The sequence below is a fragment of the Nocardia sp. NPDC057272 genome (assembly GCF_042668615.1).
In the GTDB taxonomy this organism is placed as follows: Bacteria; Actinomycetota; Actinomycetes; order Mycobacteriales; family Mycobacteriaceae; genus Nocardia.
Window position 1 is genome coordinate 1 of record NZ_JBHUYK010000048.1, and the last position, 26,184, is coordinate 26,184.

The 26,184-nt window shown below is 69.0% G+C and carries 12 protein-coding genes; 5 read left to right on the forward strand and 7 right to left on the reverse strand.

Translation table 11 applies throughout. The annotated features are described in order from the left end of the window. The 3 genes from ACFULV_RS34045 to ACFULV_RS34055 all read left to right on the forward strand — a co-directional run. Positions 1–14,832 (forward strand): amino acid adenylation domain-containing protein (locus ACFULV_RS34045; protein WP_378664051.1); only part of this gene is annotated, 14,832 nt, incomplete at its 5' end. Between the two features lie 100 nt (positions 14,833–14,932). After that, positions 14,933–15,100, forward strand: coding sequence for a hypothetical protein (locus ACFULV_RS34050; RefSeq protein WP_378664054.1), 168 nt, complete (start codon positions 14,933–14,935; stop codon positions 15,098–15,100). 21 nt (positions 15,101–15,121) lie between these two features. Further along, positions 15,122–16,294, forward strand: coding sequence for an ATP-grasp domain-containing protein (locus ACFULV_RS34055; protein WP_378664057.1), 1,173 nt, complete (start codon positions 15,122–15,124; stop codon positions 16,292–16,294). 17 nt (positions 16,295–16,311) lie between these two features. Here ACFULV_RS34055 and ACFULV_RS34060 read toward each other — a convergent pair whose 3' ends face one another. Genes ACFULV_RS34060 through ACFULV_RS34070 form a run of 3 tightly spaced genes read right to left on the reverse strand, consistent with a single transcriptional unit; the run spans position 16,312 to position 20,230 of the window. Next, complete coding sequence (locus ACFULV_RS34060; RefSeq protein WP_378664059.1) at positions 16,312–16,947, reverse strand: response regulator; 636 nt, start codon at positions 16,945–16,947, stop codon at positions 16,312–16,314. Beyond that, positions 16,944–18,092 carry a sensor histidine kinase gene (locus ACFULV_RS34065; protein ID WP_378664061.1) on the reverse strand — a complete coding sequence of 383 codons (1,149 nt, stop codon included), beginning with the start codon at positions 18,090–18,092 and terminating at the stop codon, positions 16,944–16,946. Before ACFULV_RS34065 ends, ACFULV_RS34060 begins: the two co-directional genes overlap by 4 nt. Positions 18,093–18,097: 5 nt before the next feature. Continuing rightward, positions 18,098–20,230, reverse strand: a complete 2,133-nt coding sequence (locus tag ACFULV_RS34070) for an MMPL family transporter (protein ID WP_378664064.1) — start codon at positions 20,228–20,230, stop codon at positions 18,098–18,100. Between the two features lie 358 nt (positions 20,231–20,588). Between ACFULV_RS34070 and ACFULV_RS34075 the strand changes: the two genes are divergently transcribed. Further along, entirely contained in the window at positions 20,589–20,768 is a 180-nt protein-coding gene (locus tag ACFULV_RS34075) for a hypothetical protein (RefSeq protein ID WP_378664067.1), read from the forward strand. 13 nt (positions 20,769–20,781) lie between these two features. Here the strand turns inward: ACFULV_RS34075 and ACFULV_RS34080 are convergent, their stop codons facing one another. Beyond that, positions 20,782–21,423: a TetR/AcrR family transcriptional regulator C-terminal domain-containing protein gene (locus ACFULV_RS34080; protein WP_378664069.1), complete on the reverse strand. Its 642-nt coding sequence runs from the start codon at positions 21,421–21,423 to the stop codon at positions 20,782–20,784. A 90-nt stretch (positions 21,424–21,513) separates the two neighbouring features. Between ACFULV_RS34080 and ACFULV_RS34085 the strand changes: the two genes are divergently transcribed. Beyond that, positions 21,514–22,509: an NAD(P)-dependent alcohol dehydrogenase gene (locus tag ACFULV_RS34085; RefSeq protein WP_378664072.1), complete on the forward strand. Its 996-nt coding sequence runs from the start codon at positions 21,514–21,516 to the stop codon at positions 22,507–22,509. Between the two features lie 6 nt (positions 22,510–22,515). Here the strand turns inward: ACFULV_RS34085 and ACFULV_RS34090 are convergent, their stop codons facing one another. Genes ACFULV_RS34090 through ACFULV_RS34100 form a run of 3 tightly spaced genes read right to left on the reverse strand, consistent with a single transcriptional unit; the run spans position 22,516 to position 26,032 of the window. Next, a complete protein-coding gene (locus ACFULV_RS34090) occupies positions 22,516–24,675 on the reverse strand; it encodes a 5-oxoprolinase/urea amidolyase family protein (RefSeq protein WP_378664074.1) in 2,160 nt (719 codons plus the stop codon). Next, the gene (locus ACFULV_RS34095) at positions 24,672–25,286 is read right to left on the reverse strand and encodes an urea amidolyase associated protein UAAP2 (RefSeq protein WP_378634456.1); all 615 of its coding nucleotides are present in this window, start codon (positions 25,284–25,286) and stop codon (positions 24,672–24,674) included. Before ACFULV_RS34095 ends, ACFULV_RS34090 begins: the two co-directional genes overlap by 4 nt. Next, entirely contained in the window at positions 25,283–26,032 is a 750-nt protein-coding gene (locus tag ACFULV_RS34100) for a DUF1989 domain-containing protein (RefSeq protein WP_378664075.1), read from the reverse strand. The genes ACFULV_RS34095 and ACFULV_RS34100 overlap by 4 nt, the downstream gene beginning before the upstream one ends. Positions 26,033–26,184 lie beyond the last annotated feature (152 nt).

The window sequence follows — 26,184 nt, forward strand, 5'->3', positions numbered from 1 at the left end:
CGCCGCTCGCTCGATCTGGTGATCGGCATGTACGCGGTGAGCGTGGCCGGTGGCGCCTACGTGCCGCTGGACCCCGATCACCCGGCCGAGCGCACCCACTACGTGCTCGAGACCGCGGCACCGGTCTGCGTATTGACCACTGCCCGTGACGAATTCGACGCGGGCTCGACCACCGCGCTGAACATCGAGCGCCTGGATCTCTCGGGTTACTCGGATGCGCCGGTCACCGATGCCGAGCGGATCGCGCCGCTGCGTCCGGAGAACACGGCGTATGTGATCTTCACGTCGGGTTCGACGGGTCGCCCGAAGGGTGTGGCGGTCAGCCACGGTGCGATCGTCAACCGTTTGGTGTGGATGCAGGAGGCCTACGGTCTGACCGAGGCCGATGTGGTCTTGCAGAAGACTCCGGCGACGTTCGACGTGTCGGTGTGGGAGTTCTTCTGGCCCTTGCAGATCGGTGCGAAGCTGGTCGTCGCGAAGCCGGACGGCCATCGTGATCCGGCCTACCTCGCCGAGATCATCGCCACCGAAGGCGTCACCACCGCGCACTTCGTGCCGTCGATGATGTCGGTCTTCGTCGCCGAACTGGCCGAATCCGCCGCCGTGGCGCTCGCCGACGGTGCCGAGGTCTCGAGCAGCCTGCGACTGGTGTTCGCCTCGGGTGAGGCACTGCCCGCGCCCACCGCCCAGCGGATGCGCGCCCTCACCGGCGCGGCCCTGCACAACCTGTACGGCCCCACCGAAGCCGCCGTCGACGTGACGTTCCACGAGGTCACCGATGCCGACACCACCTCGGTGCCGATCGGAGCGCCGGTCTTCAACACGCAGGTGTACGTGCTGGATTCGCGTCTGCACCCCGCGCCCGCCGGCGTCCCCGGCGAGCTCTACCTGGCCGGTGTCCAGCTGGCGCGCGGTTACGTCAACCGCCCCGACCTCACCGCCGACCGCTTCGTCGCCGATCCGTTCGGCGCGGACGGCGCCCGCATGTACCGCACCGGCGACCTCGTCGCCTGGACCGCCGACGGCGAGCTGGAATACCTGGGCCGCACCGACTTCCAGGTGAAGCTGCGTGGTCTGCGCATCGAACTCGGCGAGATCGAGTCCGCGCTCACCGCACTGCCCTCGATCGCCCAGTCCGTGGTCGTGGTCCGCTCCGACGAGCGCCTCGGCGACCAGCTGGTCGGCTACCTGATCCCGGCGGCCGGTGCGAGCATCGACCTCGACGCCGTGCGCACCGAACTCGGCGGCGCGCTGCCGGCCTACATGGTCCCCACCGCCTTCGTGATCCTGGACGCCTTCCCGCTCAACGCCTCCGGCAAGCTCGACCGCAAGGCGCTGCCCGCGCCGGTGTTCGAGGCCAAGGTGTTCCGCGCGGCGTCCACCCCGATCGAGGAGATCGTGGCAGGCACGTTCGGCGACGTGCTCGGTGTCACCCGCGTCGGCGCCGACGACGACTTCTTCGAACTCGGCGGCAACTCGCTGCTGGCCACCCAGGTCACCGCCCGCATCGGCGCCGCCCTGGACACCCAGCTCTCGGTCCGCGACCTGTTCGAGGCCTCGACGGTCTCCGCGCTGGCGGCCCGCGCCGAGCACAACGCGGGCTCCGGCCGCACCCGTCCACGCCTGACCGCGGGGGAGCGGCCCGCCGTCATCCCGCTCTCGCCCGCCCAGCAGCGCTACTGGTTCCTCAACCAGTTCGACACGTCCACCTCCGCGGTCGACAACATCCCCCTGGCCGTCCGCCTCACCGGCGAACTCGACGTGCCCGCGCTCGAGCAGGCCATCGGCGACGTGTTCGCCCGCCACGAAATGCTGCGCACCACCTACCCGGGCTCGCCGGACGGCCCGCACCAGGTGATCCTGCCCGTCTCGCAGAGCCGCGCCGTGGTGCACCACATCGCGGTCACCGAGGCCGAATTGCTCGGCAGCGTCATCGAATTCGCGATGACCACCTTCGACGTCACCCAGGAGGTGCCGCTCAAGGTCGCGCTGTTCGAACTGAACGAGACCGACCACGTGCTCGCGTTCACCGTGCACCACGTCTCCGCCGACGGTTCCTCGATGGGCCCGCTGGCGCGCGACATCATGGCCGCCTACGTGGCCCGCGTGCAGGGTGAGGCGCCCCAATGGGCGCCGCTGCCCGTGCAGTACGCCGACTACGCGCTGTGGCAGCGCGAAGTCCTCGGCGACGAGACCGATACCGAATCCCTCGCCGCCAAGCAGGTCGCCTACTGGAGCGAAGCGCTCGCCGGGCTGCCCGACCAGCTCGAACTGCCCGCCGACCGGCCGCGCCCGCCCGCGCAGTCGTTCCAGGGCCAGGCCATCCGCTTCGAGATCGACCCGACCCGTCACGCCGCCCTGCACGACCTGGCACGGGCCAACAACGCCTCGCTGTTCATGGTCGTGCACGCCGCGCTCGCGGTGCTGCTGGCCCGCCTGTCCGGCACCGACGACATCGCCGTCGGCACCCCCATCGCCGGCCGTGGTGAGCGCGAACTCGACGACCTGATCGGCATGTTCGTCAACACCCTGGTGTTCCGCACCGCCGTCGACCCCGGCGCCTCCTTCGCCGAACTGCTCGCCGACGTGCGCAACCGCGACCTGGAAGCCTTCGCCAACGCCGACGTGCCCTTCGAGCGTCTCGTCGAGGTGCTCAACCCGGTCCGCTCCACCGCCCGCAACCCGCTGTTCCAGGTGGGCCTGTCGTTCCAGAACCTGGCCGACACCACCTTCGAACTGCCCGGCCTGACCGTCAGCGCCGTCGACTACGACTCGCAGCTGGCCAAGACCGACCTGCACGTCACCCTCTACGACCGCTACACCGACGACGGCGCACCGGCCCAGCTGGTCACCGAATTCGGTTACGCCATCGACCTGTTCGACGAGTCGACGGTCCAGAGCTTCGCGGACCGCTTCCTGCTGGTGCTCGACGCGGTCGCCGCCGACGCCACCATCCCGGTCGGCGACATCGACCTGCTCACCACGCCGGAATCCGAGCGGATCGTCACCGCCTGGAACGACACCGCGCACGCCGTTGACACCGACGCCACCCTGGTGTCGCTGCTCGATGCGACCGTGGCGGCCACGCCCGACGCCATCGCGCTGGTCGTGGATGAAGCCGACCGGCGTCGTGAGCTGACCTATGCCGAACTCGATGCCGAGGTCAACCGTCTTGCGCGGCATCTGATCTCGCGCGGCATCGGCACCGAGGACCGGGTCGCGCTGGCCATCCGCCGCTCCGCCGAGCTGATCATCGCGATGTACGCGGTGGCCCGCACGGGCGCGGCCTACGTGCCGATCGACCCGGATCAGCCTGCCGAGCGCACCGACTACATCCTGGAGACAGCCGCACCGGCAGTCGTGCTGACGACGGCGAACGCCGAATTCAGCACGGCGGCAGCCGAAGTCGTTGTCCTCGATGACCTCGACCTGAGCGATGTCAGCGATGCCGCGATCACCGGGCGCACCCTGGTCCCCGCGAACACCGCGTACGTCATCTTCACGTCCGGCTCGACCGGCAAGCCCAAGGGTGTCGCGGTCTCGCACGGCGCGATCGTCAACCAGCTGCTGTGGGAGACGGCCGAATTCGGTATCGGCGCCGACGACGCGGTCCTGCTCAAGACCGCCGCCACCTTCGACCTCTCGGTCTGGGAGTTCTGGACCGCCGCCGTAGCGGGTGCCCGTCTGGTGGTCGCCACCGCCGACGGCCACCGTGACCCGGCCTACCTCAACGACCTGATGCGGGCCACCGGCGTCACCACACTGCACGTGGTGCCGTCGATGCTCGACGCCTTGCTCACCGAATCCGGTGCGGCACTACCGCGTACGTTGCGTCGCGTCCTCGCGATCGGTGAGGCACTGCCCGCCGCGACCGCGCAGCGTTTCCGCACGGCCAACACCGCCGCGCTGTTCAACCTGTACGGCCCGACCGAGGCCGCGGTCTCGATCACCAGCCACGCGGTCACCGACGCGGACAAGGTGTCGGTCTCGATCGGTGCGCCGGAGTGGAACAGCCGTGTCTACGTGCTGGATTCGCGCCTGCGCCCGGTTCCGGTCGGTGTGTCCGGTGAGCTGTACCTGGCCGGCGCCCAGCTGGCCCGCGGCTACTACGGCCGCGCCGATCTCACCGCCGACCGCTTCGTCGCCGACCCGTTCTCGGTGACCGGCGAGCGTATGTACCGCACCGGTGACCTCGTCGCCTGGAACGCCGACGGCGAACTCGACTACCGGGGCCGCACCGACTTCCAGGTGAAGATCCGCGGTTTCCGCATCGAACTCGGCGAGATCGAAGCCGCGCTGCTGCGTCAGCCCGGCATCACCTCCGCCGCTGTTCTCGCCCACACCGACCCCGTCGTCGGCGACCGCCTGGTCGCCTATGTCGTCGCCGGTACCGCTTCCGCTGACGCCGAGACCGCGACCGGGGCAGGCACGCCGTCCCTGTCGTCCGCCGAGGTCGACAAGCTCGCCCTGCGCACAGCACTGGCCGCCGAACTGCCGTCGTACATGGTTCCGACCGTGTTCCTGCAGCTCGACGCGCTGCCGCTCAACGCCAACGGCAAGCTCGACCGCAAGGCTCTCCCGGAGCCCGAGGTCGAGAAGGCCGTGTTCCGCGCGCCGGTGAGCCCGAGCGAACAGCTCGTCGCGGCCACCTTCGCCGAGGTCCTTCGCCTCGACGCCGACAAGCGTTTCGGCCTCGACGACGACTTCTTCGCCTGGGGCGGTAACTCGCTGCTGGCCACGCAGGTCGCCGCCCGCCTGGGTGAGTCGCTCGATACCCGCATCCCCGTGCGCCTGCTGTTCGAGGCGTCCACGGTGGCCGCGCTGGCCCAGCGGGTCGAGCAGCACGCCGAGACCGGCGATCGCAAGGTGCTGACCGCGGGTCCGCGCCCCGAGCACATCCCGCTCTCGCTCGCGCAGCAGCGGATGTGGTTCCTCAACCGCTTCGACACCCAGTCGGCCGCGTACAACGTGCCCGTCGCGGTCCGCCTCACCGGCGACCTCGACGTGAACGCGCTGCGTGCGGCGGTCACCGACCTGGTGACCCGCCACGAGATCCTGCGCACGATCTACCCGCAGACCGAAGCCGGTGCGGCACAGGTGATCCTGTCGCCCGCACAGGCCGCGCCGGAACTGATCGAACGCACCGTGGCCGCCGACCAGGTGGAAACGGCTGTGGCGGAACTGATGTCGACGATGTTCGACGTCACCGTCGAGGTCCCCCTCAAGGTGGCGCTGTTCCGCGTCGAGAACACCGACGAGTTCGTCCTGGCTCTGGTCGTGCACCACATCTCCGGTGACGGATCCTCGGTCGCCCCGCTGACCCGCGACTTGATGACCGCCTACGCGGCCCGCTCCATGGGCTCCGAGCCCGGCTGGGCGCCGCTGGCAGTGCAGTACGCGGACTACAGCATCTGGCAGCGCGACCTCCTCGGCAGCGAGGACGACGCCGACTCGATGGCGTCCAAGCAGGTCGCGCACTGGAAGCAGGCCCTCGCCGACCTGCCCGATCAGCTCGACCTGCCCGCCGACCGCCCGCGCCCCGCGGTGCAGACCTTCGCCGGCAGCAAGGTCGACGTCCAGATCGACGCCGACACCCACCGCGCGCTGGTCGAACTGGCCCGCGCCGAGGGCGCGACGCTGTTCATGGTCGTGCACACCGCCCTCGCGGTGCTGCTGGCCCGTCTGTCCGGCACCGACGACATCGCCATCGGCACCCCGATGGCCGGACGTGGCGAAGCCGCGCTCGACGACATGATCGGCATGTTCGTCAACACCCTGGTGTTCCGCACCAAGGTCGACGGCGGCGAGGCGTTCACCGAACTGCTCGCTCGCCAGCGTGAAGACGACATCGCGGCGTTCGCCAACGCCGACGTGCCGTTCGAGCGCCTGGTCGAGGTGCTCAACCCGGTGCGGTCCACCGCGCGTCACCCGCTGTTCCAGGTCGGCCTGTCGTTCCAGAACCTCAGCCGCGCCACCCTGGAACTGCCGGGCCTGACGGTCTCTGGCCTCGACATCGCCACCGAGCTGTCGCAGTTCGATCTGCACCTGATCGCCACCGACCGCTACGGCGATGCCGGTGAGCCCGAAGGCATCTCGGGTCTGTTCACCTACGCCACCGACCTGTTCGACCACGCCACGGTCGAAGGTTTCGTGGAGCGTTTCGTCCGGCTGCTCGGCGCGATCGTCGCCACCCCGCGTACCGCGGTCGGCGATATCGAGCTGCTGGCCCCGGCCGAACGCACGCAGATCCTCGACGCCCGCAACGCCACCACCTACTCGGTCGACACCGAGGCCACCCTGGTCTCGCTGCTCGACGCGACCGTGGCCGCCGATCCGAAGTCGACCGCGCTGGTCACCGACGACGGCGCACAGCTCACCTACGCCGAACTCGACGCGAAGGTGAACCGCCTCGCGCGGCACCTGATCTCGCTCGGTGTGGGCCCGGAGTCCCGTGTCGCGCTGGCGATGCGCCGCTCGGTGGACCTGGTTGTCGCGATGTACGCGGTGGCCAAGTCCGGTGGCGCGTACGTGCCGGTCGATCCCGATCAGGCGGCCGAGCGCACCGACTACATCCTCGAGACGGCGGCACCGGTCTGCGTGCTGACCGACGCCGAGTTCGCCACAGATGTCGCGCCGGTGGTTCGCATCGATGAGGTCGACCTCGAATCTCTCAGCGCAGCACCGATTTCCGACGCCGAGCGCACCGAGCCGTTGCGTCCGGAGAACACCGCGTACGTGATCTTCACCTCCGGCTCCACCGGCCGCCCGAAGGGTGTCGCCGTTCCTCACCAGTCCATCGCCAACCAGCTGCAGTGGAAGCTGATCGAGTTCGGCATGGACGCCGCCGACGCGGTGCTGCTCAAGACCGCCGCCACCTTCGACCTCTCGGTCTGGGAGTTCTGGTCGGCCGCGGTCTGCGGTGGCCGCCTGGTGATCGCCTCGGCCGACGGCCATCGCGACCCGGCCTACCTCAACGAGCTGATGGCCCGCGAATGGGTCACCACCCTGCACGTGGTGCCGTCGATGCTCGACGCGCTGCTCGCCTCGGGGATGCCTGATTCGCTGTGGCGGGTCCTCGCCATCGGTGAGGCGCTGCCGGGTTCGCTGGCCCAGCGCTTCCGCACCGAGTTCAGCCGCACCGAGCTGTTCAACCTGTACGGCCCGACCGAGGCCGCGGTCTCGATCACCTCGCACCGGGTGAACGCCGCCGACCAGGTGTCGGTCTCTATCGGTTCGCCCGAGTGGAACAGCCAGGTCTACGTGCTCGACGAGCGCCTGCGCCCGGTGCCCGACGGGGTCGCCGGTGAGCTGTACCTGGCAGGCGCCCAGTTGGCTCGCGGCTACTACGGTCGCCCCGACCTGACCGCCGATCGTTTCGTGGCCAACCCGTTCACGCCGGGTACGCGCATGTACCGCACCGGTGACCTGGTGGCCTGGCACAACCGCGAACTCGACTACCGCGGCCGCACCGACTTCCAGGTGAAGATCCGCGGCTTCCGGATCGAGCTCGGCGAGATCGAGGCCGCGCTGCTCGCGCTGCCCGAGATCGCCCAGACCGCGGTGATCGCCAAGTCCGATCCACGCACCGGTGACCGTCTGGTCGCCTACCTCGTCGGCTCGGATATCGAGGTGGCGCAGGTCAAGTCGACGCTGGCCGCCGGGCTGCCGTCGTACATGGTGCCCGCCGCGTTCGTCGTCATGGATGCGCTGCCGCTGAATGTCAACGGCAAGCTCGACCGCAAGGCGCTGCCGGAGCCGGAGTTCGAGGCGCAGACCTTCCGCGCGCCGTCGACCCCGATCGAGGAGATCGTGGCCGGCGTGTTCGCCGATGTTCTCGGCGCCGAGCGCGTCGGCGCCGACGACGACTTCTTCGCCCTCGGCGGCAACTCGCTGCTGGCCACCCAGGTCGCGGCCCGCCTCGGCGCCGCCCTGGACAGCCGGGTGCCCGTGCGCCTGCTGTTCGAGGCGTCGACGGTAGCCGGACTCGCGGTGAAGGTCGAGCAGGGTGCGGGTGCCGGTGGGCGTCGCGCGCTGGTCGCCGGTCCGCGCCCGGATCAGGTGCCGCTGTCGCTCGCGCAGCAGCGCATGTGGTTCCTGAACCAGTTCGACACTGCTTCCTCGGTGAACAACATCCCCGTCGCCGTACGCCTGTCGGGCGCGCTGGATGTCGAGGCATTGCAGCTGGCAGTCGCCGATGTGCTCGCGCGGCACGAGACCCTGCGCACGGTGTACCCGTCGACCGACGGCACACCGCACCAGGTGATCCTGCCGGTCGAGGGCAATGTGCCGGACCTGACGCCGGAAACCGTTGCCCCCGAACAGGTTCGCGACAAGATCGCCGAGCTGATCACCACCGGTTTCGACGTGATCGACGAAGTTCCGTTGCGTGCGAAGCTCATGCAGGTCGCCGACGAGGAATTCGTCCTCGTCTTCGTGGCCCACCACATCAGCGCCGACGGTTGGTCCATGGGCCCGCTGACCCGCGACGTGATGATCGCCTACGCCGCGCGCGCCACCGGTGAGGCCCCGGGCTGGGCGCCGATGCCGGTGCAGTACGCCGACTTCAGCATCTGGCAGCGCGAGGTGCTCGGCTCCGAGACCGACGAGACCAGTCTCATCGCCCAGCAGGCCGACTACTGGAAGCGCGCACTCGCCGGTGTGCCCGACGAGCTGAACCTGCCCCTGGATCGACCGCGTCCGAGCACGCAGTCCTTCGCCGGTGGCCGGGTGCTGTTCCCGATCGGCGCTGACATCCACGCCGGACTGTCCGCCATCGCTCGCGAGCAGAACGCGACGCTGTTCATGGTCGTGCACACCGCGCTGGCGGTATTCCTGGCACGCATGTCGGGCACCGAGGACATCGTCATCGGCACCCCGATCGCGGGCCGTGGTGAGGCCGAACTCGACGACGTGATCGGCATGTTCGTCAACACCCTCGCCCTGCGCACGCAGGTGGGTGGACAGCTGAGCTTCGCGGAGCTGCTGACCCAGGCCAAGGAAGCCGACCTGGCCGCCTTCGCCCACGCCGACATCCCGTTCGAACGCCTGGTGGAACTGCTCAACCCCGAGCGCTCCACCGCGCGGCACCCGCTGTTCCAGGTGGCGCTGTCGTTCGAGAACCTGCCCGACGCCGGCTTCGAGCTGCCCGGCCTGTCGGTCTCGGCCGTCGACTTCGACGTCGACACCGCCAAGTTCGACCTGCTGCTCACCGTGCGGGAAGCCGCAGCTGGTGATGACGCGGGCGCCTACGCCGAGTTCTCCTACGCCAGTGCGCTGTTCGACCAGTCGACGGTGGAGAAGTTCGCGCAGCGCTTCCAGCGACTGCTCGCCGAGGTCGTCGCCGACACCACCACCCCGGTCGGTGACCTCGAACTCCTCGACAGCGCCGAGCGCACCGAACTGCTCACCCGCACCGGCGGTCCCGCCGCTGCGGTGAGCACCCTGCCGGAGCTGCTGGCCCAGGCCGTGGCGACCAACCCGACCGGTCAGGCCATCGTCGCGCCGGGTGAGTCGGCCTCGCTGACCTACGCCGAGCTCGACGCGGCGTCCTCGCGCCTGGCTCGCGTGCTGATCGAGCGTGGTGCGGCACCGGAAACGGTCGTCGCCATCGCCATGCAGCGTTCGCTCGACACGACCCTGGCGATCTGGGCTGTCAGCAAGACCGGCGCGGCGTTCCTCCCGGTCGACCCGAAGTACCCGGCCGAGCGCATCGCGCACATGATGTCGGACTCCGGTGCGGCACTGGGTATCACGGTGTCCGCCGAGGTCGACCACCTGCCGGCGCCCGCGCTGGGCGACTGGCTGACCCTCGACGACGCGGCCACCGAGTCCGAGATCGCCGCGCAGTCCGAGGCCCCGATCACCGAGGCCGATCGCCGTGGCGCAGTCCGCCCCGGCAACACGGCCTACATGATCTACACCTCGGGTTCGACGGGTCTGCCCAAGGGCGTCGTCGTCACCCATGCCGGTGTGCCCAACTTCGCCGCCGCCCAGGTCGCGCAGTTCGGTCTCGACAAGAACGCGCGGACCCTGGCGTTCGCGTCACCCTCGTTCGACGCCTCGATCCTCGAGTTCCTCCTGGCCGTCGGCTCGGCGGGCACCCTCGTGATCACACCGGTCGGTGTGGTCGGTGGCGAGGAACTGGCCGACATCATCGCCGGCCAGCAGCTGACGCATGTGTTCCTCACCCCGCTGGTCGCGGCGTCGATGGAACCCGCGGCCCTGGCCGGGCTCGAAGCGCTGATCGTCGGCGGCGACAAGGCCCCCGTCGACCTGGTCGCGAACTGGCACAGCGCGGGTACCGACCCGGCGCTGCACCGGTTCTACAACGCCTACGGTCCGACCGAGGCGACCATCGCCACCAACCTGTCCGATCCGCTGCTGCCGGGCGACACCATGAACATCGGTGGCCCGATCGCGGGCGCGACCGTGTACGTGCTCGACAGCCGCCTGCGCCCGGTCCCCGAGGGCGTGGCCGGTGAGCTGTACCTCGGCGGCGTCCCGCTGGCCCGCGGCTACCACGCGCGCCACGGCCTCACCGCCGAGCGTTTCGTGGCCAGCCCGTACGCGGCAGGCGAGCGCCTGTACCGCACCGGTGACGTCGTCGCCTGGCGCACGGTGCACGGCAAGCCGGTCGTGGAATACGTGGGCCGCAACGACTTCCAGGTGAAGATCCGCGGCTTCCGCATCGAACTGGGTGAGATCGACGCGGTCCTCACCGCGCACGACGACGTCGAGTTCGCCGCCACCATCGGCCGCAAGACCGACGCGGGCGCCACCATCCTGGTGTCCTACGTCCGCGGCAACGTGGATCCGGCCGCGCTGGTCGAGTACGCGGCGCAGCACCTGCCCGCGCACATGGTGCCGGCCGCCGTGATGGTCCTCGACGAGATCCCGTTGACCCCCGCGGGCAAGCTGGACCGGCGCGCACTGCCGGAGCCGGTCCTCGCCCCGCGCGAGTTCCGCACGCCGACCAGCGAAATCGAGGCGATCATCGCTACCGTCTTCGCCGAGGTGCTCGGTGTGGACGCCGTGGGCCTGGACGATTCGTTCTTCGCCCTCGGCGGCGACTCGATCCTGTCCATCCAGCTGGTCTCGCGTGCCAAGGATCGCGGCGTGCTCTTCAAGCCGCGTGATGTGTTCGACAAGCGCAGCGTGGCAGGGCTTGCCGAGGTCGCCGTGCTCGCGGGCGACGCCGTACAGATCGTGCTCGAGGAACTGCCGGGCGGCGGTGTCGGCGATATCCCGATGCTGCCGATCATGCGCCAGATCCTGGCCAGCGGTTCCACCTACGACCGGTTCTCCCAGTCGATGGTGCTGCGTCTGCCCGAGAACATCACCGCCGATGTCCTGCACGCCACCATCGGCGCGGTCTTCGACCACCACGATGTGCTGCGTTCGCGGGTCGCGAAGGATGCCGCGAACGGGTGGATCTTCGAGGCTCTGGCGCCGGGCGAGGTCGACGTGACCACGCTCGTGCGCCGGGTCGAGGTCGCCGGTGACATCGCCGACGATCAGCTGTCCAAGCTGGCCAGCGTCGAATACGACGAGGCCATGGGCCGTCTCGACCCCGCGAACGCCGCCATGGTGCAGTTCGTATGGTTCGCCTTCGGTGAGTCCACCGAAGGTCCGCGCCGGCGCGACGCCCTGCTCATCGTCGGCCACCACTTCGTGATCGACGGCGTCTCCTGGCGCATCCTGATCCCGGACCTCGGCATGGCCTGGGGACAGATCGCGGCGGGCCAGCAGGTGACGCTGCCGGTCAACGGCACCTCGATGCGTCGCTGGGCGCACAGCCTGGTCGAGCAGTCGACCGATCGTCGCGCGGAACTGCCGTTCTGGCGCGAGGTTTCGGCCACCGCCGATCCGCAGCTGGGCGCGCGGGCGTTCGACCCGCAGGTCGACACCTTCGCCACCGTCGACCGGGTACAGGTCACCCTGTCGCCCGAGGTCACCGACGCGGTCCTCACCGCGATCCCCGGCCTCTACCACGGTGGCGTCAACGACGGCCTGCTCACCGCGCTGGCGCTGGCCGTATCCCGTTGGCGTGGAGACGAATCCGGCACCGCGGCCCTGATCAAGCTGGAAGGCCACGGCCGCCAGGAAGAGATCGTCGCCGGTGCGGATCTGTCGCGCACCGTCGGCTGGTTCACCACCGCCTTCCCGGTCCGCTTGGACCTGGGCGGTGCCGACCTCGACGACGCGTTCGCCGGTGGCGCCGTGCTCGGTGACGTCATCAAGTCGGTCAAGGAGCAGATGCTCGCGGTGCCGGACAAGGGCATCGGCTTCGGCATGCTGAAGTACCTCGACGGTGCCGACCTGCCGAGCGTGGGCCAGATCAGCTTCAACTACCTCGGTCGCGCGACCGCCGGTGAGATCCCCGCCGAGCTCGCCGAACTCGGCTGGGTGCCGGTGGCGGATCTGGGCCAGCTCGACGCCGAGATGGACCTCGACATGCCCGCCAACGCGACCCTGGACATCAACGCCATCGTCAACGACGGCGACGAGGGCCCGCAGCTCGGCGCGAACATCGCGTTCCCGAAGGGCCTGCTCACCGCCGACCAGGCGCAGCAGTTCGCCGACCTGTTCGTGGCCGCGCTCACCGCGCTCGCCACGCACGCCCAGCGTGTCGACGCCGGTGGCTTCACCCCGTCCGACATGTCCCTGGTCCGGGTCGGCCAGTCCGATCTCGAGCTGTGGGAGCGCGACTACCCGGCGCTGTCGGAGGTGTGGCCGCTCTCGCCGCTGCAGGCGGGCCTGATGTTCCACGCCATGCTCAGCTCGGCGACCGTCGACGTCTACACCGTGCAGGCCGTCCTCGACCTCACCGGCACCCTCGACGTCGAGCGGCTGCGTGGCGCGGCCCAGGCCGTGCTCGACCGGTACCCGAACCTGCGGACCGCGTTCGTCACCGATTCGGCCGGTCAGCCGGTGCAGGTGGTGCTGTCCGAGCTCGAGGTGCCGTGGCGCGAGGTCGACCTCACCGACCTGCCCGCAGACGAGCGGATGCCGCGCATGCGGCACCTGCTGCGAGCCGACCAGGCGAACCAGTTCGACATGGCCACCGCGCCGCTGATCCGCTTCGGTCTCTACAAGATCGACGAGGAGCATTCGCACCTGGCGATCACCGTTCACCACATCCTGGTCGACGGCTGGTCCATGCCGCTGCTCATGCGCGACCTGCTCGTGCTCTACGCGGTGCACGGTGACCTCACCGCGCTCCCGCGCGTGGCGTCCTACCGCAACTTCCTGTCCTGGCTCTCGGGCTGGGATCGCGAAGTGTCGTTGCAGGTGTGGGCCGACGCGCTGGCCGGGGTCGAAGGCCCCACCCAGCTCGCGCCCGCGCCGCGCACCGAGGAACGCTACGAGCTCGGCAAGGTCATCGTCGAGATCGACAACGACCGCACCAGGGCGCTCGGCAAGTTCGCCGGCGAGCTCGGTGTCACCGTGAACACGATGCTGCAGACCGCGTGGGGCATCGTCGTCGGTCGTCTCACCGGGCGCGACGACGTGGTGTTCGGCGCGACCGTCTCGGGTCGCCCGGCGGAACTGCCCGGCGTCGAGTCGATGGTCGGCCTGTTCATCAACACCCTGCCCGTGCGCATCCAGATCGACGATCGGATGACCGCGGAGAAGCTCGCCCAGCGGGTGCAGTCCGAGCAGGCCGAGCTGCTCAGCCACCACTTCGTCGGTCTGTCCGACATCCAGCGGGTGGCGGGCATGGGCTCGCAGTTCGACACGCTGGTGGTGTTCGAGTCCTACCCGATGGACAAGGACGCCGTCACCGCGGCGAGCTCGATCGACGGCATGCAGGTCACCGGTGTCGGCCTCGACGACGCGACCCACTACCCGCTCACGCTGGTGGTGATGGCCGAGTCGACCATCGAGATCACGATGAAGTACCTGACCAGCACCTTCACCGCCGACGAGGTCCGCACGCTGTCGCAGCGCCTGCTGCGGGTGCTCGACGAGCTGCTCGACAACCCGTCCGGTCTGGTCGGCGACATCGACATCCTCGATGCGAGCGAACGCGCTCAGCTGCTCGCCGATTCCGGTGTGACAGCCGCTGTTTCGGCTCCGGCTGTTTCCGGTGTCGGTGCGCAGACGGTGGCCAAGGTGCTCGCCGAGGTCGTCGAAGCCGATCCGCAGGCTCCGGCGTTGCTGCGCGGTGACAGCGAAATCGCCTACAGCGCACTGGATCGCAAGTCCTCCCAGCTGGCCCGGGTGCTCATCGCGCGCGGTGCGGGTCCCGGCGACGTGGTCGCGATCTCGCTGCCGCGCAGCGTGGATTCAGTCCTCGCCGCCTGGGCGGTCCAGAAGGCGGGTGCCGCGGTGCTGTTCGCCGGCGAACTCTCCGGCGTCGAAATCGCCGCCGCCGGAGCTCTTTTCGGGATCAGCGCTGCGCCGGTCGCCGGGGTGGCGGGTCAGTGGCTGATCCTGGCCGACGTCGAAGACGAGATCGCCGCCGCCGCGGCCCATCCCGTCTCCTACGCCGACCGGGTCCGTCCCCTGGCCGAGGACCACCCGGCCTTCGTCCAGGTCTCCGGTGACACCACCTCGACACTCACCCAGAGCGCCGCGGTCGCCCTCGCCGAAACCCTCCGCGACGAACACGGCATCGACTACGAATGCACCACCTACACCACCCACGCCTCCGGCCCGGCCGCCATCCAGGAATTCCTGGTGTCGTCGACCGCGGGCGCCCTGTCGGTCCTGCCCGACGCCTCGGTCGAAGACGACCTGGCAGAAGGCGAGGTCACGCACTGGTTCGTCGTGGCAGGCGATCCGACCGACGCGGCCGAGGGCGAAGTGACGGTGATCGTCGCCGAATAGTCCGCGGCTACTCGCCTGCCGAAGCGCTCGGTAGGCGAGTAGTCCTGGCGGGGCGGCCCTTTCGGCCCTATCTTGGGTAGCAGGAACAAGGGGAGGGCCGATGACCGATCAGCACGACGACCAGACCGATCCACGAGCGCAGTGGCGACAGCTTCCGCCCGCTCCCGCGGAGTGGATCGCAGAAACCCCCGTCAACACCCAAGCTGCCGATCTCGGGCTCCCCGCGATCGACCTCACCGAGGAATTCGTCCGCAAGTACGGCCTGTGATGTAGTTCCGCCCGATGTGACGTGGGGTCCTTCTTTCCGAAATGTGCTCGAAGCAGAACCGGGATAAGGTCCGGGTTCGCTTCGGGAAAAAGGAAGGGAGCGGTTGCCATAACGCTTCGGATTTGGCTGAGCAGTGCGGGTGCGGCCAGCGTTCAGGTCATGCGGTTGCTACGGGAGAACCCTGATGGGGTCGAGGTCACTGTTTTCGCCAGCAATGTGGATCCGAGTGCGGCAGCTCTCTCGGCGTGTGATGTGTCGGCGATCGAACCTCGGTATGTCAGCAACGAGGAGTATGCGCAGTTCGCGCTCGATTTCTGTCGGACGCATCGCATCGATGTGCTCATCCCGCCGCGCCGTCTCGACGCGCTCGCGGGCCAGGTGGCCGACTTCGCCGCGGTCGGTACCAGTCTGATGTGTTCGCCGCTGTCCGCGGTGACGGCGCTGACCAGCAAGGTTCTCACCTACGAGATAGCCGGTGCCGCGGGAATTCCCGTGCCGCCGTGGCGCGAGGCGGCCGACGTCGATGAGTTCTACGCGGCCGTCGACGAGCTCTCGCTCACCGGGGAGACGCTGTGCATCAAGCCCAGCGGTGAGTACTCGGCGTTCGGCTTCCGCATCCTCGACGACCGCCCGCTGACCATGGCGAACCTGCGGGTCGCGCCCCGGCCGGTGGCCTCGGTCGAGGCGGTCGCGGGGGCGATGCGCCGGGCGGCGGAAGAGGGCGAAGCGGTGCCGCCGCTGCTTGTGATGCCGTTCCTCGAAGGACCGGAGATCAGCATCGACTGCCTCTCCGCTCCGGGGGGCGAACTGCTGATGGGTATTCCGCGGGCCAAGCACGGTCGATTCCGGATCTTGCTCGACGATCCCGCGCTGGTCGACATCGCACGTCGGCTCGTGCGGCATTTCGAACTGGCCTATCTGACGAATGTTCAATTGCGTTATCGCGGTGGCGAACCGGTATTGCTCGAGGCGAATCCCCGGCCCTCGGCCGGCTTGTTCCACACGTCGTTCGCCGACGTGAACCTCCCATGGGCCGCGGTTCGGCTCCTGCTGCAAGGGGATTCGGGATTGCGCCGACCGCCGCGGCTCGGTGCCTGTCTCGCCGTGGCGGAAGCGGTCATGGAGGTCGCGCCGCAATCGGACGGTCAGTTCACCGGTGCCGTGCGCAGAAGCGCGGACCTGGTACCCGGCTGATCGGCTGCCGGATTCGATCACTCGCCGGTGGTGAACAGGCCCCGGTTCATCGCGACGATGACGGCGTGAGTGCGGTCGCTGACATCGAGTTTGGCGAAGATGCGGAGTAGATGGGTTTTGACGGTGGCTTCGGCGATGACGAGGCGCCGGCCGATCTCGGGGTTGGACAGGCCGTCGGCGACCGCGCGCAGGACATCGATTTCTCGCGGGGTCAGGGTGACCGGCTCCGGACGGCGGATGCGGGCGACCAGGCGTTCGGCGACGCGGGGCGCCAGGACGGTCCGGCCGCGGGCGGCGGCGTGGATCGCGTCGACGAGTTGATCGCGTGTGGTGTCCTTGAGGAGGTAGCCGATGGCGCCCGCTTCGATGGCGCGTTCGATGTCGGCATCGGTGTCGTAGGTGGTGAGGATCAGGACTCGGGTTCCGGTGCGGCGCACGATGTCCCGGGTCGCGGCGACGCCGTCCAGAACCGGCATTCGTAGATCGAGCAGCGCTACATCCGGGGACAGGCGTTCGGCGAGATCGATGGCTGCCGCGCCGTCGGACGCTTCGCCGACGATCCGGATGGACGGTTCGGCCTGCAACAGCGCGACGAGGCCCGCCCGCATCACGAGGTGATCGTCGGCGAGGATCAGGCGCAGGGGCTCGGTCACGTCGGTCCGGTCGCGGGGAGAAGGGCGAAGATCCTGGTGCCCTCGCCGGGCGAGCTGGTGACGGCGAATTCGCCACCGAGTTCGGCCAGCCGGTTGCGCATCCCGTTCAGGCCGAATCCACGAGCCTCGTGCGGGGCGAAACCGATTCCGTCATCGGTGATCTCGAGCTCCGGTCCGGCGTCGGTGTCGGAGAGAACCACGCCCACAGTGCTCGCCTTCGCGTGTTTGCTCACGTTGGCCAGTGACTCCTGCGTGCAGCGCAGCAGGCCGATTCTGGTGGGTTGGTCGCACACGATGTCCGCCAGTTCGGCGTGCACGGTCAGCCCGGTGTCCTCGACGAATCGATCGAGGACCCGGCGCAGCGTCTGGGCGATTCCGGTGCTGTCCGCGGGACTTCCGCCGACCAGAACCCGTGCCTCGGTGAGGTTCTCGCGGGCGGTGCGCTCGATCGACAACAGCTGTCTGGCGGTGGCCGCCGGATCGGTGCCGATGCCGTCGCGGGCCGCCTCGGCCAGCACGACGATGGACGCGAAGCCCTGGGCGAGCGTGTCGTGGATTTCGCGGGCGATCCGTTCGCGTTCCTCGGCCGCGCCCTGCCGCTGGTGGGCGGCGGCCAGATCCGATTGGGTGCGTTCCAGCTCGGCGCCGAGGACGCGGGTGCGTTCCGCGCCCTGCCTGATCACCTGGTCCATCCACAGCCCGAGCAGGACGCCGCCCGCGTAGCCGAGCAGGGTGAAGGTGGCATTGCCGGGGGAGAAGATCGGCCCGGTGAGGTTCCCGATGAGGGTGGCCACCGCCGCCGCGCTGAGGTAGCCGACGGCGCGGCGCGGTGTCGGAGTGTAGATCCAGAACAGCGGAATGGAGACGATGAAGAATGCCGCACCGCCCTCGAGCAAGATCGCTGTCACGCCGAGGACGGTGACCAGCAGGCCCAGAAAGCTGGTGGTACCGACGACGCGGTTGCGCGGAAAGGTCGTCAGCGCCACGTAACTCGCGGCCAGCGCCGTGACCAGGATCCACGTCGAGTACTTCGTCATATCGGCGCGATCGTGGACCGCGATCACCGGCGGGCCGAGGCCGAACAGCACCCAGCATCCGGCATACCACCGGCGCAGAATCCGCATCCGGGTCGGCCTGTCCTCCATTCCGCTCAGCCTACGTTCACCGGCTCGGCGGTGCGGGCGGGGCGGACGGGCCACCAGGTGCGATCACCCAGCAGCAGCAACATCGCGGGCAGGATCACGATCCGGATCACGAACGCGTCGAGCAGGACCGCCGCCGCGAGGGCGAAGCCCATCTGTTTCATCTCCATGATGTGCAGCGGAACGAAGCTCGCGAACACTGTGACCATGACGAACGCGGCACTGGTCACCGCGCTCGCCGAACCGCCGACACCGTCCAGCACGGCCTGGCGGGTCGGCAGGCCGGCGCGTGCGAGCTCGCTGATGCGGCTGAGCACGAAAATCTGGTAGTCCATCGACAGTCCGAACAGGATCACGAACAGCAGCAGGGGGACTCGGGAGCCGATCGAGCCGGTCGAATGGAAGTCGAGCAGGCCCTCGGCCCAGGTGTTCTGGAAGACCGCGGTCAACAGGCCGAGCGATGCGCCCGCCGAGAGCAGGTTCAGCACGACACCGACCGATCCCAGGACCACGGAGCGGAACGTCACGACGGTCAGGACGAACGTCACCAGCAGCAACGTCGCGATGATCAGGGGCAGCTTCTGTTCCTGGTGGCGCGGGTAGTCGGCATAGCGAGCGACATCACCGGTCACCGCGTAGTCCACGCCGGAGAGGGTGCCGACGGTCGCCGGCAGGTAGTCCGTGCGCAGGCGATCGAGGGACTGTTGGGCCGCATCGTCGCTGACGTGGTGCTGGACCGGCAGTTCCAGCAGGCTGACCCGGCCGTCGGGGGAGGTGCGCAGTTCGGTTTCGCCCGCGAGGGCGGGATCGGACTCGGCGCGTCGGGCCAGTGCGCGCAGCGCGTCGGTGACCTCGTCGGCTCGCTGCGGCCCGGCCGCCACCACGACCTGGTGCATCGACTTCAGCTGAGGGAACGCGGTGGTGAGCCGATCGAACGTTTGCATGGCGGGGATGGAGCGTGGATGGGTCTCGCGGCCCATGTCGGTGAGGTCGAGGCCGAGTAGTGGCACGGTGAGCGTGAGCATGGCCGGCACCGCGACGGTCAGTGCGGCTACCGGGCGTGCGGCGGTCAGTCGCAGCAGGGAACCGGTGAGTCGGCCGGTGCTCTCTCGCTTCGGTGCCGGGGGCTTGCGGGCCGCACGCCGCTCGGCTCGATCGGTCAGCACTGTCAGTAGGGCGGGCAGTGCGGTGAGCGAGCTGGCCACCGCGACCAGGGTGACCAGAATCGCGGCGGTCGCGATCGAGGAGAAGACCACGTCGTCGGCCAGATACATCGTCGCGCTCGAGACCGCGACGGCGATACCGGAAACCACCACGGCGCGCCCGGAGGTCGCCGCGGCCAGTTCCACCAGCGCCCGTGAACTGAGCGAGCTGCCCGCGCGGGCCCGCTCCTCACGCGCCCGTTTCAGATAGAACAGGGTGTAGTCGACGCCGACCGCCATCCCGATCAGCAGGATGATGTTGGTGCCGACACCGTTGTCGGGAAACAGGTGCGAGGCGGGCAGTGACAGGCCGATCGCCGCGACGATCGACGATATCGCCAGCAGCAACGGCACCAGAGCCATTGCCGCCGAACGGAACACGACGAGCAGGGTGAGCAGGGTGATCGGCAGCGCGATCATCTCGGTTCTCGCCAGATCGCGCCCGCGCAAGGCTTCGACACCGCTGCTGATGGAGGGACCGCCGGTCTGCTCGACCCGCAGGTCCGGGTATGCCCGCTGTACCTGATCGGTTTGCTCGCGAAGGGCGGCCACGTGCTTCTTGGCATCGAGTTCCGCACCCGCCATGGTCACGTCGACGCGCAGCACCGTCTCGTCCGGTGAATACACCGGAGCAGCAACGGATCTGACCTCGGGCAGTGTCAGCATTCGGTCGGTGATGTCGCGAGCGGCGTTGTGCGCGGCCGTTCCTCCGCCGGTGATCAGCACCCGTTCCATCGGCACCTGCTGCAACCCACCCGAGGTCGCGATCGCCTCACCGCGGCCCGCCTCGCCGATCCAGAAGTCCTCGGTGGCCGCGGGTTTACCGCCGATTCCGGCGCCGATTCCGACGCACAACGCGACGAAGACGAACCAGCCGACAATGGCTCGCCACGGATGGCGCGCGCTGGCAACGGCGATCAATACCAAGCGATTTCGCATGTCGTCAATGCTGCTCGGGTGGCCCGTGCCGCAGACAGCATCGACCGGTCGAACTTCGTGTCCACCGATCGGTGGACAACCTCTGGCCACATTCCGGAACGGTGAAATGCGCCGGCGCGGAGGTCACCGGGCGGTAACACTCGATTGTCCCGGCGCCACGCCGGGAAAGCCGCCGGCTGCCGCGGCATGCGGGCCTGTCTCGGGTGACCGTCGAATCCCGGCAGTGACAGTTCCGCGACGCCACCGCGTCCGGGCGTAATGCTTTCTTGCCTGGAGTTTGCCCTCGCCACCGCGAAGACTGAGGAGGCGCGCAGCTAGGAACCAACCAACCGAGTTCACTCGAGGGAAAGGATTCCCCATGTCCGCGAAGATCAGCAAGGCGGCCGCCGCGGCTGCCATCGTTCTGTCTCTCGGCGCTGTCGCCGCTCCCGCGGCCTCCGCTGCCGTGCCCGCGCCGCAGGCCGCGACTCCCACAGCATCGGAAGTCGGATCGGTGGCGTTGTGCTTCCCACTGGGTAGCGTGGAGATCTGTATCTGACACCGCGCCGTTGTCAGCGGGGGAGCAGACCGGCCAACCCCTCGAGCAGTAGCTCGAGGCCGAAAGTGAAATCAGCCTCGCCGGAGTGAGTTCCGGTGATGACGCGTGCGGCCAGCGCGTGCATGTAGGGATGGGTTGCCGCGGGGATTAGCGGAAGGAATTGTTCTGCGGCCGAAGCGTATTCGGAGGTGGCGAGAGGGAAGTTGACGGCCTGGACGGTGAAGCCGTAGATGTGGCTGTCCAGGGCATTCCAGGCTCGGTCGGCCTGTTCGTAGGTGAAGCCCGCGGTGATCAGGCAGCCGAGGGTGGCATCGATGTAGCGCAGCATGGCGTGGCCGACGTTGATGCGGGAGCCGAGCAGGCCGGTGGCCCAGCGGTGGCTCAGCAGGACCTCGTGGGCAGAGGTGGCGCGGCGGCGCAGTTCCGCCCGCCAGTCGCCGCTCGCTCGCGGGACGTAGATCTCCGCGACCACCAGGTCGATGATGCCGTCGTAGAGGTCTTCCTTGTTGGCGACGTGGTTGTACAGCGACATCGCCTCCACTCCGACGGTCTTGGCGAGGTTGCGCATCGACAGGGCGGCGAGGCCCTGCTGGTCGGCGAGGTCGATGGCGGCGCGCAGGACGCGTTCCCTGGTGAGTGGAGTGCGCGTCGGCATGGGTGTCCTCTCCTTGACGTACTTACGGCGTAAGCGTAGCGTCTCGCCTGATCCACTTACGCTGTAAGTATGAGTTGAGGGACAATTCTCATGACCGATGTCGATACCGCTTCGATGACCGCCTGGATCGCGCCCCGATACGGCGGCGGCGAGGTGTTGCGGACCGAGATCGTGCCGAGGCCGACGCCGGGGGACCGTGATGTGGTGGTCCGGGTGCGGGCGGCCTCGCTGTGCAGCGGTGACCTGCACCTGCTCAACGGAACGCCGTACCTGCTGCGGCTCGGGTTCGGGTTGCGCAGGCCCAAGCATCGGATGATCGGGCAGAACTCGGCGGGCGAGGTCGTCGCGGTGGGTGACTCGGTCGCTGAATTCCGGGTCGGCGATCAGGTTTTCGGTGCGGTCCCCAGCGGCGGGTTCGCCGAGTACGTGTGCGCGGACGTGGGTTCGTTCGCCGCGATCCCCGCTGGGTTGAGCGTGGAAGACGCCGCGGCGATCCCGGATTCGGGAATGACGGCCTTGCAGGGGCTGCGCGACATCGGCAGGGTCGGGCCGGGGCAGCGGGTGCTCGTCAACGGTGCGTCCGGTGGGGTGGGCAGTTTCGCGGTGCAGATCGCGAAGGTGCTCGGCGCGCACGTGACGGCGGTGTGCAGCACCCGGCACATCGACATGGTGCGCGATATCGGCGCCGACATCGTCATCGATTACGCCACTGACGATTTCACCCTGACAGACGTGCCTTACGACGTGATCTTCGACCTCGCCGGCAATCGTGAACTACGCGAAATCCGTCGCGCGCTGGCCGTGGACGGTGTGTTCATCTCCTCCGCCGCCGCGCCGGGCAACGATTGGTTCGGCCCGATCCGATGGCTGGGTCAGGTGGTACTCACCGACCTGTTCGCGCGACAGACCCTGAAGGCACTGCTCATGCGACCCGCCGCCGCCGACCTGGAATACCTGGCCGAATTGGCTGTCTCCGGAGAGTTGCGGCCGGTGATCGAGCGGCGGTTCCCCCTGTCCGACACGGCCCTTGCCGTCGCCGCGTTCGAGAAAGGGCACGCGTCGGGGAAAACCGTTCTCATTGCCTGACCCAGCTCAGTCGGTGAGTTCTCCCGCGGTGCGCCAGGATTGGCGTTCTTCGGCGAAGGCCTCGGCTTGGAGGGCGCGGAAGTCGGTGATGGAGTCGTCGTTCTCCGCCAGGAACTTCCGGTAGTCGGCCAGGCGGAAGTCGCCGTTCTCGGTGGTGATGTCGACCTTGCCCGCCGCGAAATCCGCGCGAAGGTCCAGTAGTTCGTCCGCCTCGACCGGGTGCCAGCGGATGCGATCGAAATAGCGCAGAAGCCAGGGGGTTTCGGGGTCGGTGGCGAAGCGGTCGACGCCGGGGCCCGCCGTGCCGGCCGGGCGGGCCCGGTGGTTCCAGACCTGAGTGGTGCGCCCGACGAATTGGTAGCCGCCCGGGCCTTCCATGCCGTAGATGCAGAGGTAGGCGCCGCCGATGCCGACCGCGTTCTCCGGGGTCCAGGTGCGGGCCGGGTTGTATTTGGTGGTGACGAGGCGGTGGCGGGGGTCGGTCGGGGTGGCCACGGGGGCGCCGAGGTAGACATCGCCCAAGCCGAGGACCAGGTATTCGGCGTCGAAGACCGTCTTGTAGACATCCTCGACGGACGGGAGGCCGTTCATCCGGCGGATGAACTCGATGTTCCACGGGCACCAGGGGGCGTCGGCGCGCACGCCGTGCATGTAGCGCGTGATCGCTTCCCTGGTGGAGGGGTCGTCCCAGGACAGCGGGAGGTGGACCGTGCGGCTCGGGACGACCAGCTGATCGGAATTCGGCAGCTGCGCCTCGGCTTCGGCGAGGAGGTCGAGCAGACGGGGGATCGGCAGGACAGCGGGATCGACCCTGATCTGGAGTGAGCGAATCCCCGGGGTGAGCTCGATGACGCCACGCAGCCCGATCGCGATGAGGTGCTGGTGCAGGGCGTGGACGCGGGCACGAAGGCCGAGATCCAGTGTGAGCGTGCCGTATTCGACCAGCACGCCGTCGTTGCCTTGGCGGCGGTAGGTCACGCCGGTCTCGTCGTCGACTTCGGTACGGCGCAGGATGCCGTCGTCGCCGTCGCGACCGGCCGAAAGGACGGTGCCGAAGCAAGCGCGTCGACGAGCGCCGAGTTCCGCTGCGGGGGCGGCGTGTTCGGAACGGATGGGGACGAAGCGGACCTTGTCGCCGGGTGTGAGCTGGCCCAGTTTCCAGCGGTCGGCGGCGACGACGGTGACCGGGCAGACGAATCCGCCCAGGCTGGGGCCGTCCGGGCCGAGCAGGATCGGGGTATCGCCGGTGAAGTCGAGGGCGCCGACGGTATACGCGTTGTCGTGAATGTTCGACGGGTGCAGGCCCGCTTCGCCGCCGTCGGTGCGGGCCCACTCGGGCTTCGGGCCGATGAGGCGCACGCCCGTGCGATCGGAGTTGAAGTGGACCTCGTAGTCGGTCCCGATGATGGTGTCGAAGTCGGCGCGGGTGAAGAACTCCGGTGCGCCGTGTGGGCCCTCGGTGACCGCGAGTTCCCAACGATGCGCGAAGGCGGGCTGGTCGGCCATCGGAACGGCGGGAGCGCGGCGGATCGACGGTGCGCCCAGCGTGAGCGAATCGTCGGCGCGCAACGCGGCACCGGTCCCGCCGCCGAACTTCCCGAGCGTGAATGTCGCCGCGCTGCCGAGGAATTCGTCGACATCGATCCCGCCCGAGATCAGGATGTAGGTGCGCATGCCGGGTCCGCGGATCGCGCCGACATCGAGCACGCCGCCCGCCGGGACCTCGACGGTCCGCCACTGCTCGACCGGGACGCCGTCCACCCGGACATCGGCGACCGCGCCGGTCACACACACCCACGTCGGCTCGGAGAAGCGCAACGCGGGTCCGCCCAGCGTGCACTCGAGCCCGGCCGCGCCTTCGGGGTTGCCGAGCACGCGATTGCCCAGGCGGAACGACAGATCGTCCATCGGCCCGGAAGGCGGAACCCCGATGTGCCAGTAGCCGATTCGTCCTGGCCAGTCCTGCACGGTGGTCTGCATTCCGGGACGGACGACATCGATGCGCCGCCGAGTGGGCGACGGCGCCGCCGGGGTGTCCGAAGTCGGCTCGGTCGCACTGTCCAGGACAGCCGACCTCGTGGTCGAGTCGGTGACACCACTCGGTGCGGGGAGGTTCGTTGTGGACAGGGCGGCAGCGGGATCGATGCGGGTGTCGGTGAGGCTCATCGGGTCACCACCATGCGGACCGGGGTGGGGTCGAAACCGTTGCAGGGGTTGTTGATCTGGGGGCAGTTGGAGACCAGGACCAGGGTGTCGATCTCGGCGCGGAGGGTGAGCTTCTTGCCGGGCGCGGACAGGCCGTCGACGATGCCGAGCGTGCCGTCGGGTTCGACGGGGACGTTCATGAACCAGTTGATGTTGGAGACCAGGTCGCGTTTGCCCAGGCCCCATTCGAGGGCGGCGGTGAGGAAGTTCTCCACGCAGGCGTGCTGGTGGCGGGTGTGGTGGCCGTAGCGCAGCGTGTTGGATTCCTGGGAGCAGGCGCCCGCGATGGTGTCGTGGTTGCCGACCTCGTCGGCGACCACCGTCATCAGCGGGGTGCCGCCTTCGGTCCGCAGCACGCTGCCGGTGGTGAGGAAGATGTTGCGCTGGGCGGCGATGGTGGCCTGGGCGCTGTAGCGGTCGGTGCGGTCGGCGGCGGAGTAGAGCAGGCAGTCGACGGCCTGATTGCCGTGCAGGTCGATGATGTCGAGGTGGTCGCCCGCGCGGACGATGGCCGACCACGGAGCCCGGGCGGGGACGGTCTCGTCGAGGACGACGGTGCGGGTGGCGGTCATGCCGGAACCTCCGTGTTCAGTGCGGCCGTCCAGGCGGCTTCGGTGTTCTCCACGGCCCGGCGGTATTCGGGGTCGTCGTTGTGGGTGTCCAGATCCGCGGGGGAGGACCAGGCGAGTAGGTCGAGGTCGCCGGTGGGGCGGTCGTCGAGGGGGTGCGGGGCGTTGGCTACCAGGAGGGTCAGGGGGAGATGGACGACGAGATCGAGGGTGGCGCCTGCCGGGCCGTTGCCGGTGGGCTCGATCGCGCCGCTCACCGCGACCCTGGCACCGCGGAACAGCGCGATCGAGGGGCCGATATCGCGGGGCTCCAGGCCCTGCTTGGCACCTGCCAGGTGGAGTTGGTGGCGGCCCTCGGCGGTGGGGCCGCAGAGGGTGTCGTGGTGGCCGTCGGAGTCGGTGAGGACGGTGGCCAGGACCCGGCCCTGGTCGGAGAGCAGTGGGTGGCCCGCGCTGAGGTAGGCCTGCCACGGCACTTTCACGGTGTCGGCGACATTCAGCCGCTCCCAGGGTGATTCGGTCCGCAGGAGGAACAGGTGGGCGCAGGTGGTGCCGGACGGATCGCTGAGGCGTACTCGGGTGCCGCGGCCGAGGACGATATTCGCGTAGCCGCCTGCGGGGATGCGTTGTGCGACAACGATGGTTGTGGGATCTAGGCCAGGGGGTGTCTCGGGGGTGGCTGTGGTCGCGGCTGCGGCCTGGGCGCGTGCGTGGGCGCGGGCGCCGGTGGTGGAGTGGGTGTTTGTCATCGTTGACCTCCTGGGAGGGATGTCCTGGGCTCGGTAGTCCCAGGGCGGTTTGGGGCTGTGTTTATTGGCGCGCTGGCGCGCGCGTGTCCGCGGCCCTGAGGGGCCGCCGGTCAGGCACCGGGGCTTGCTCCTTCGTCGCGTACGCCCCGGAG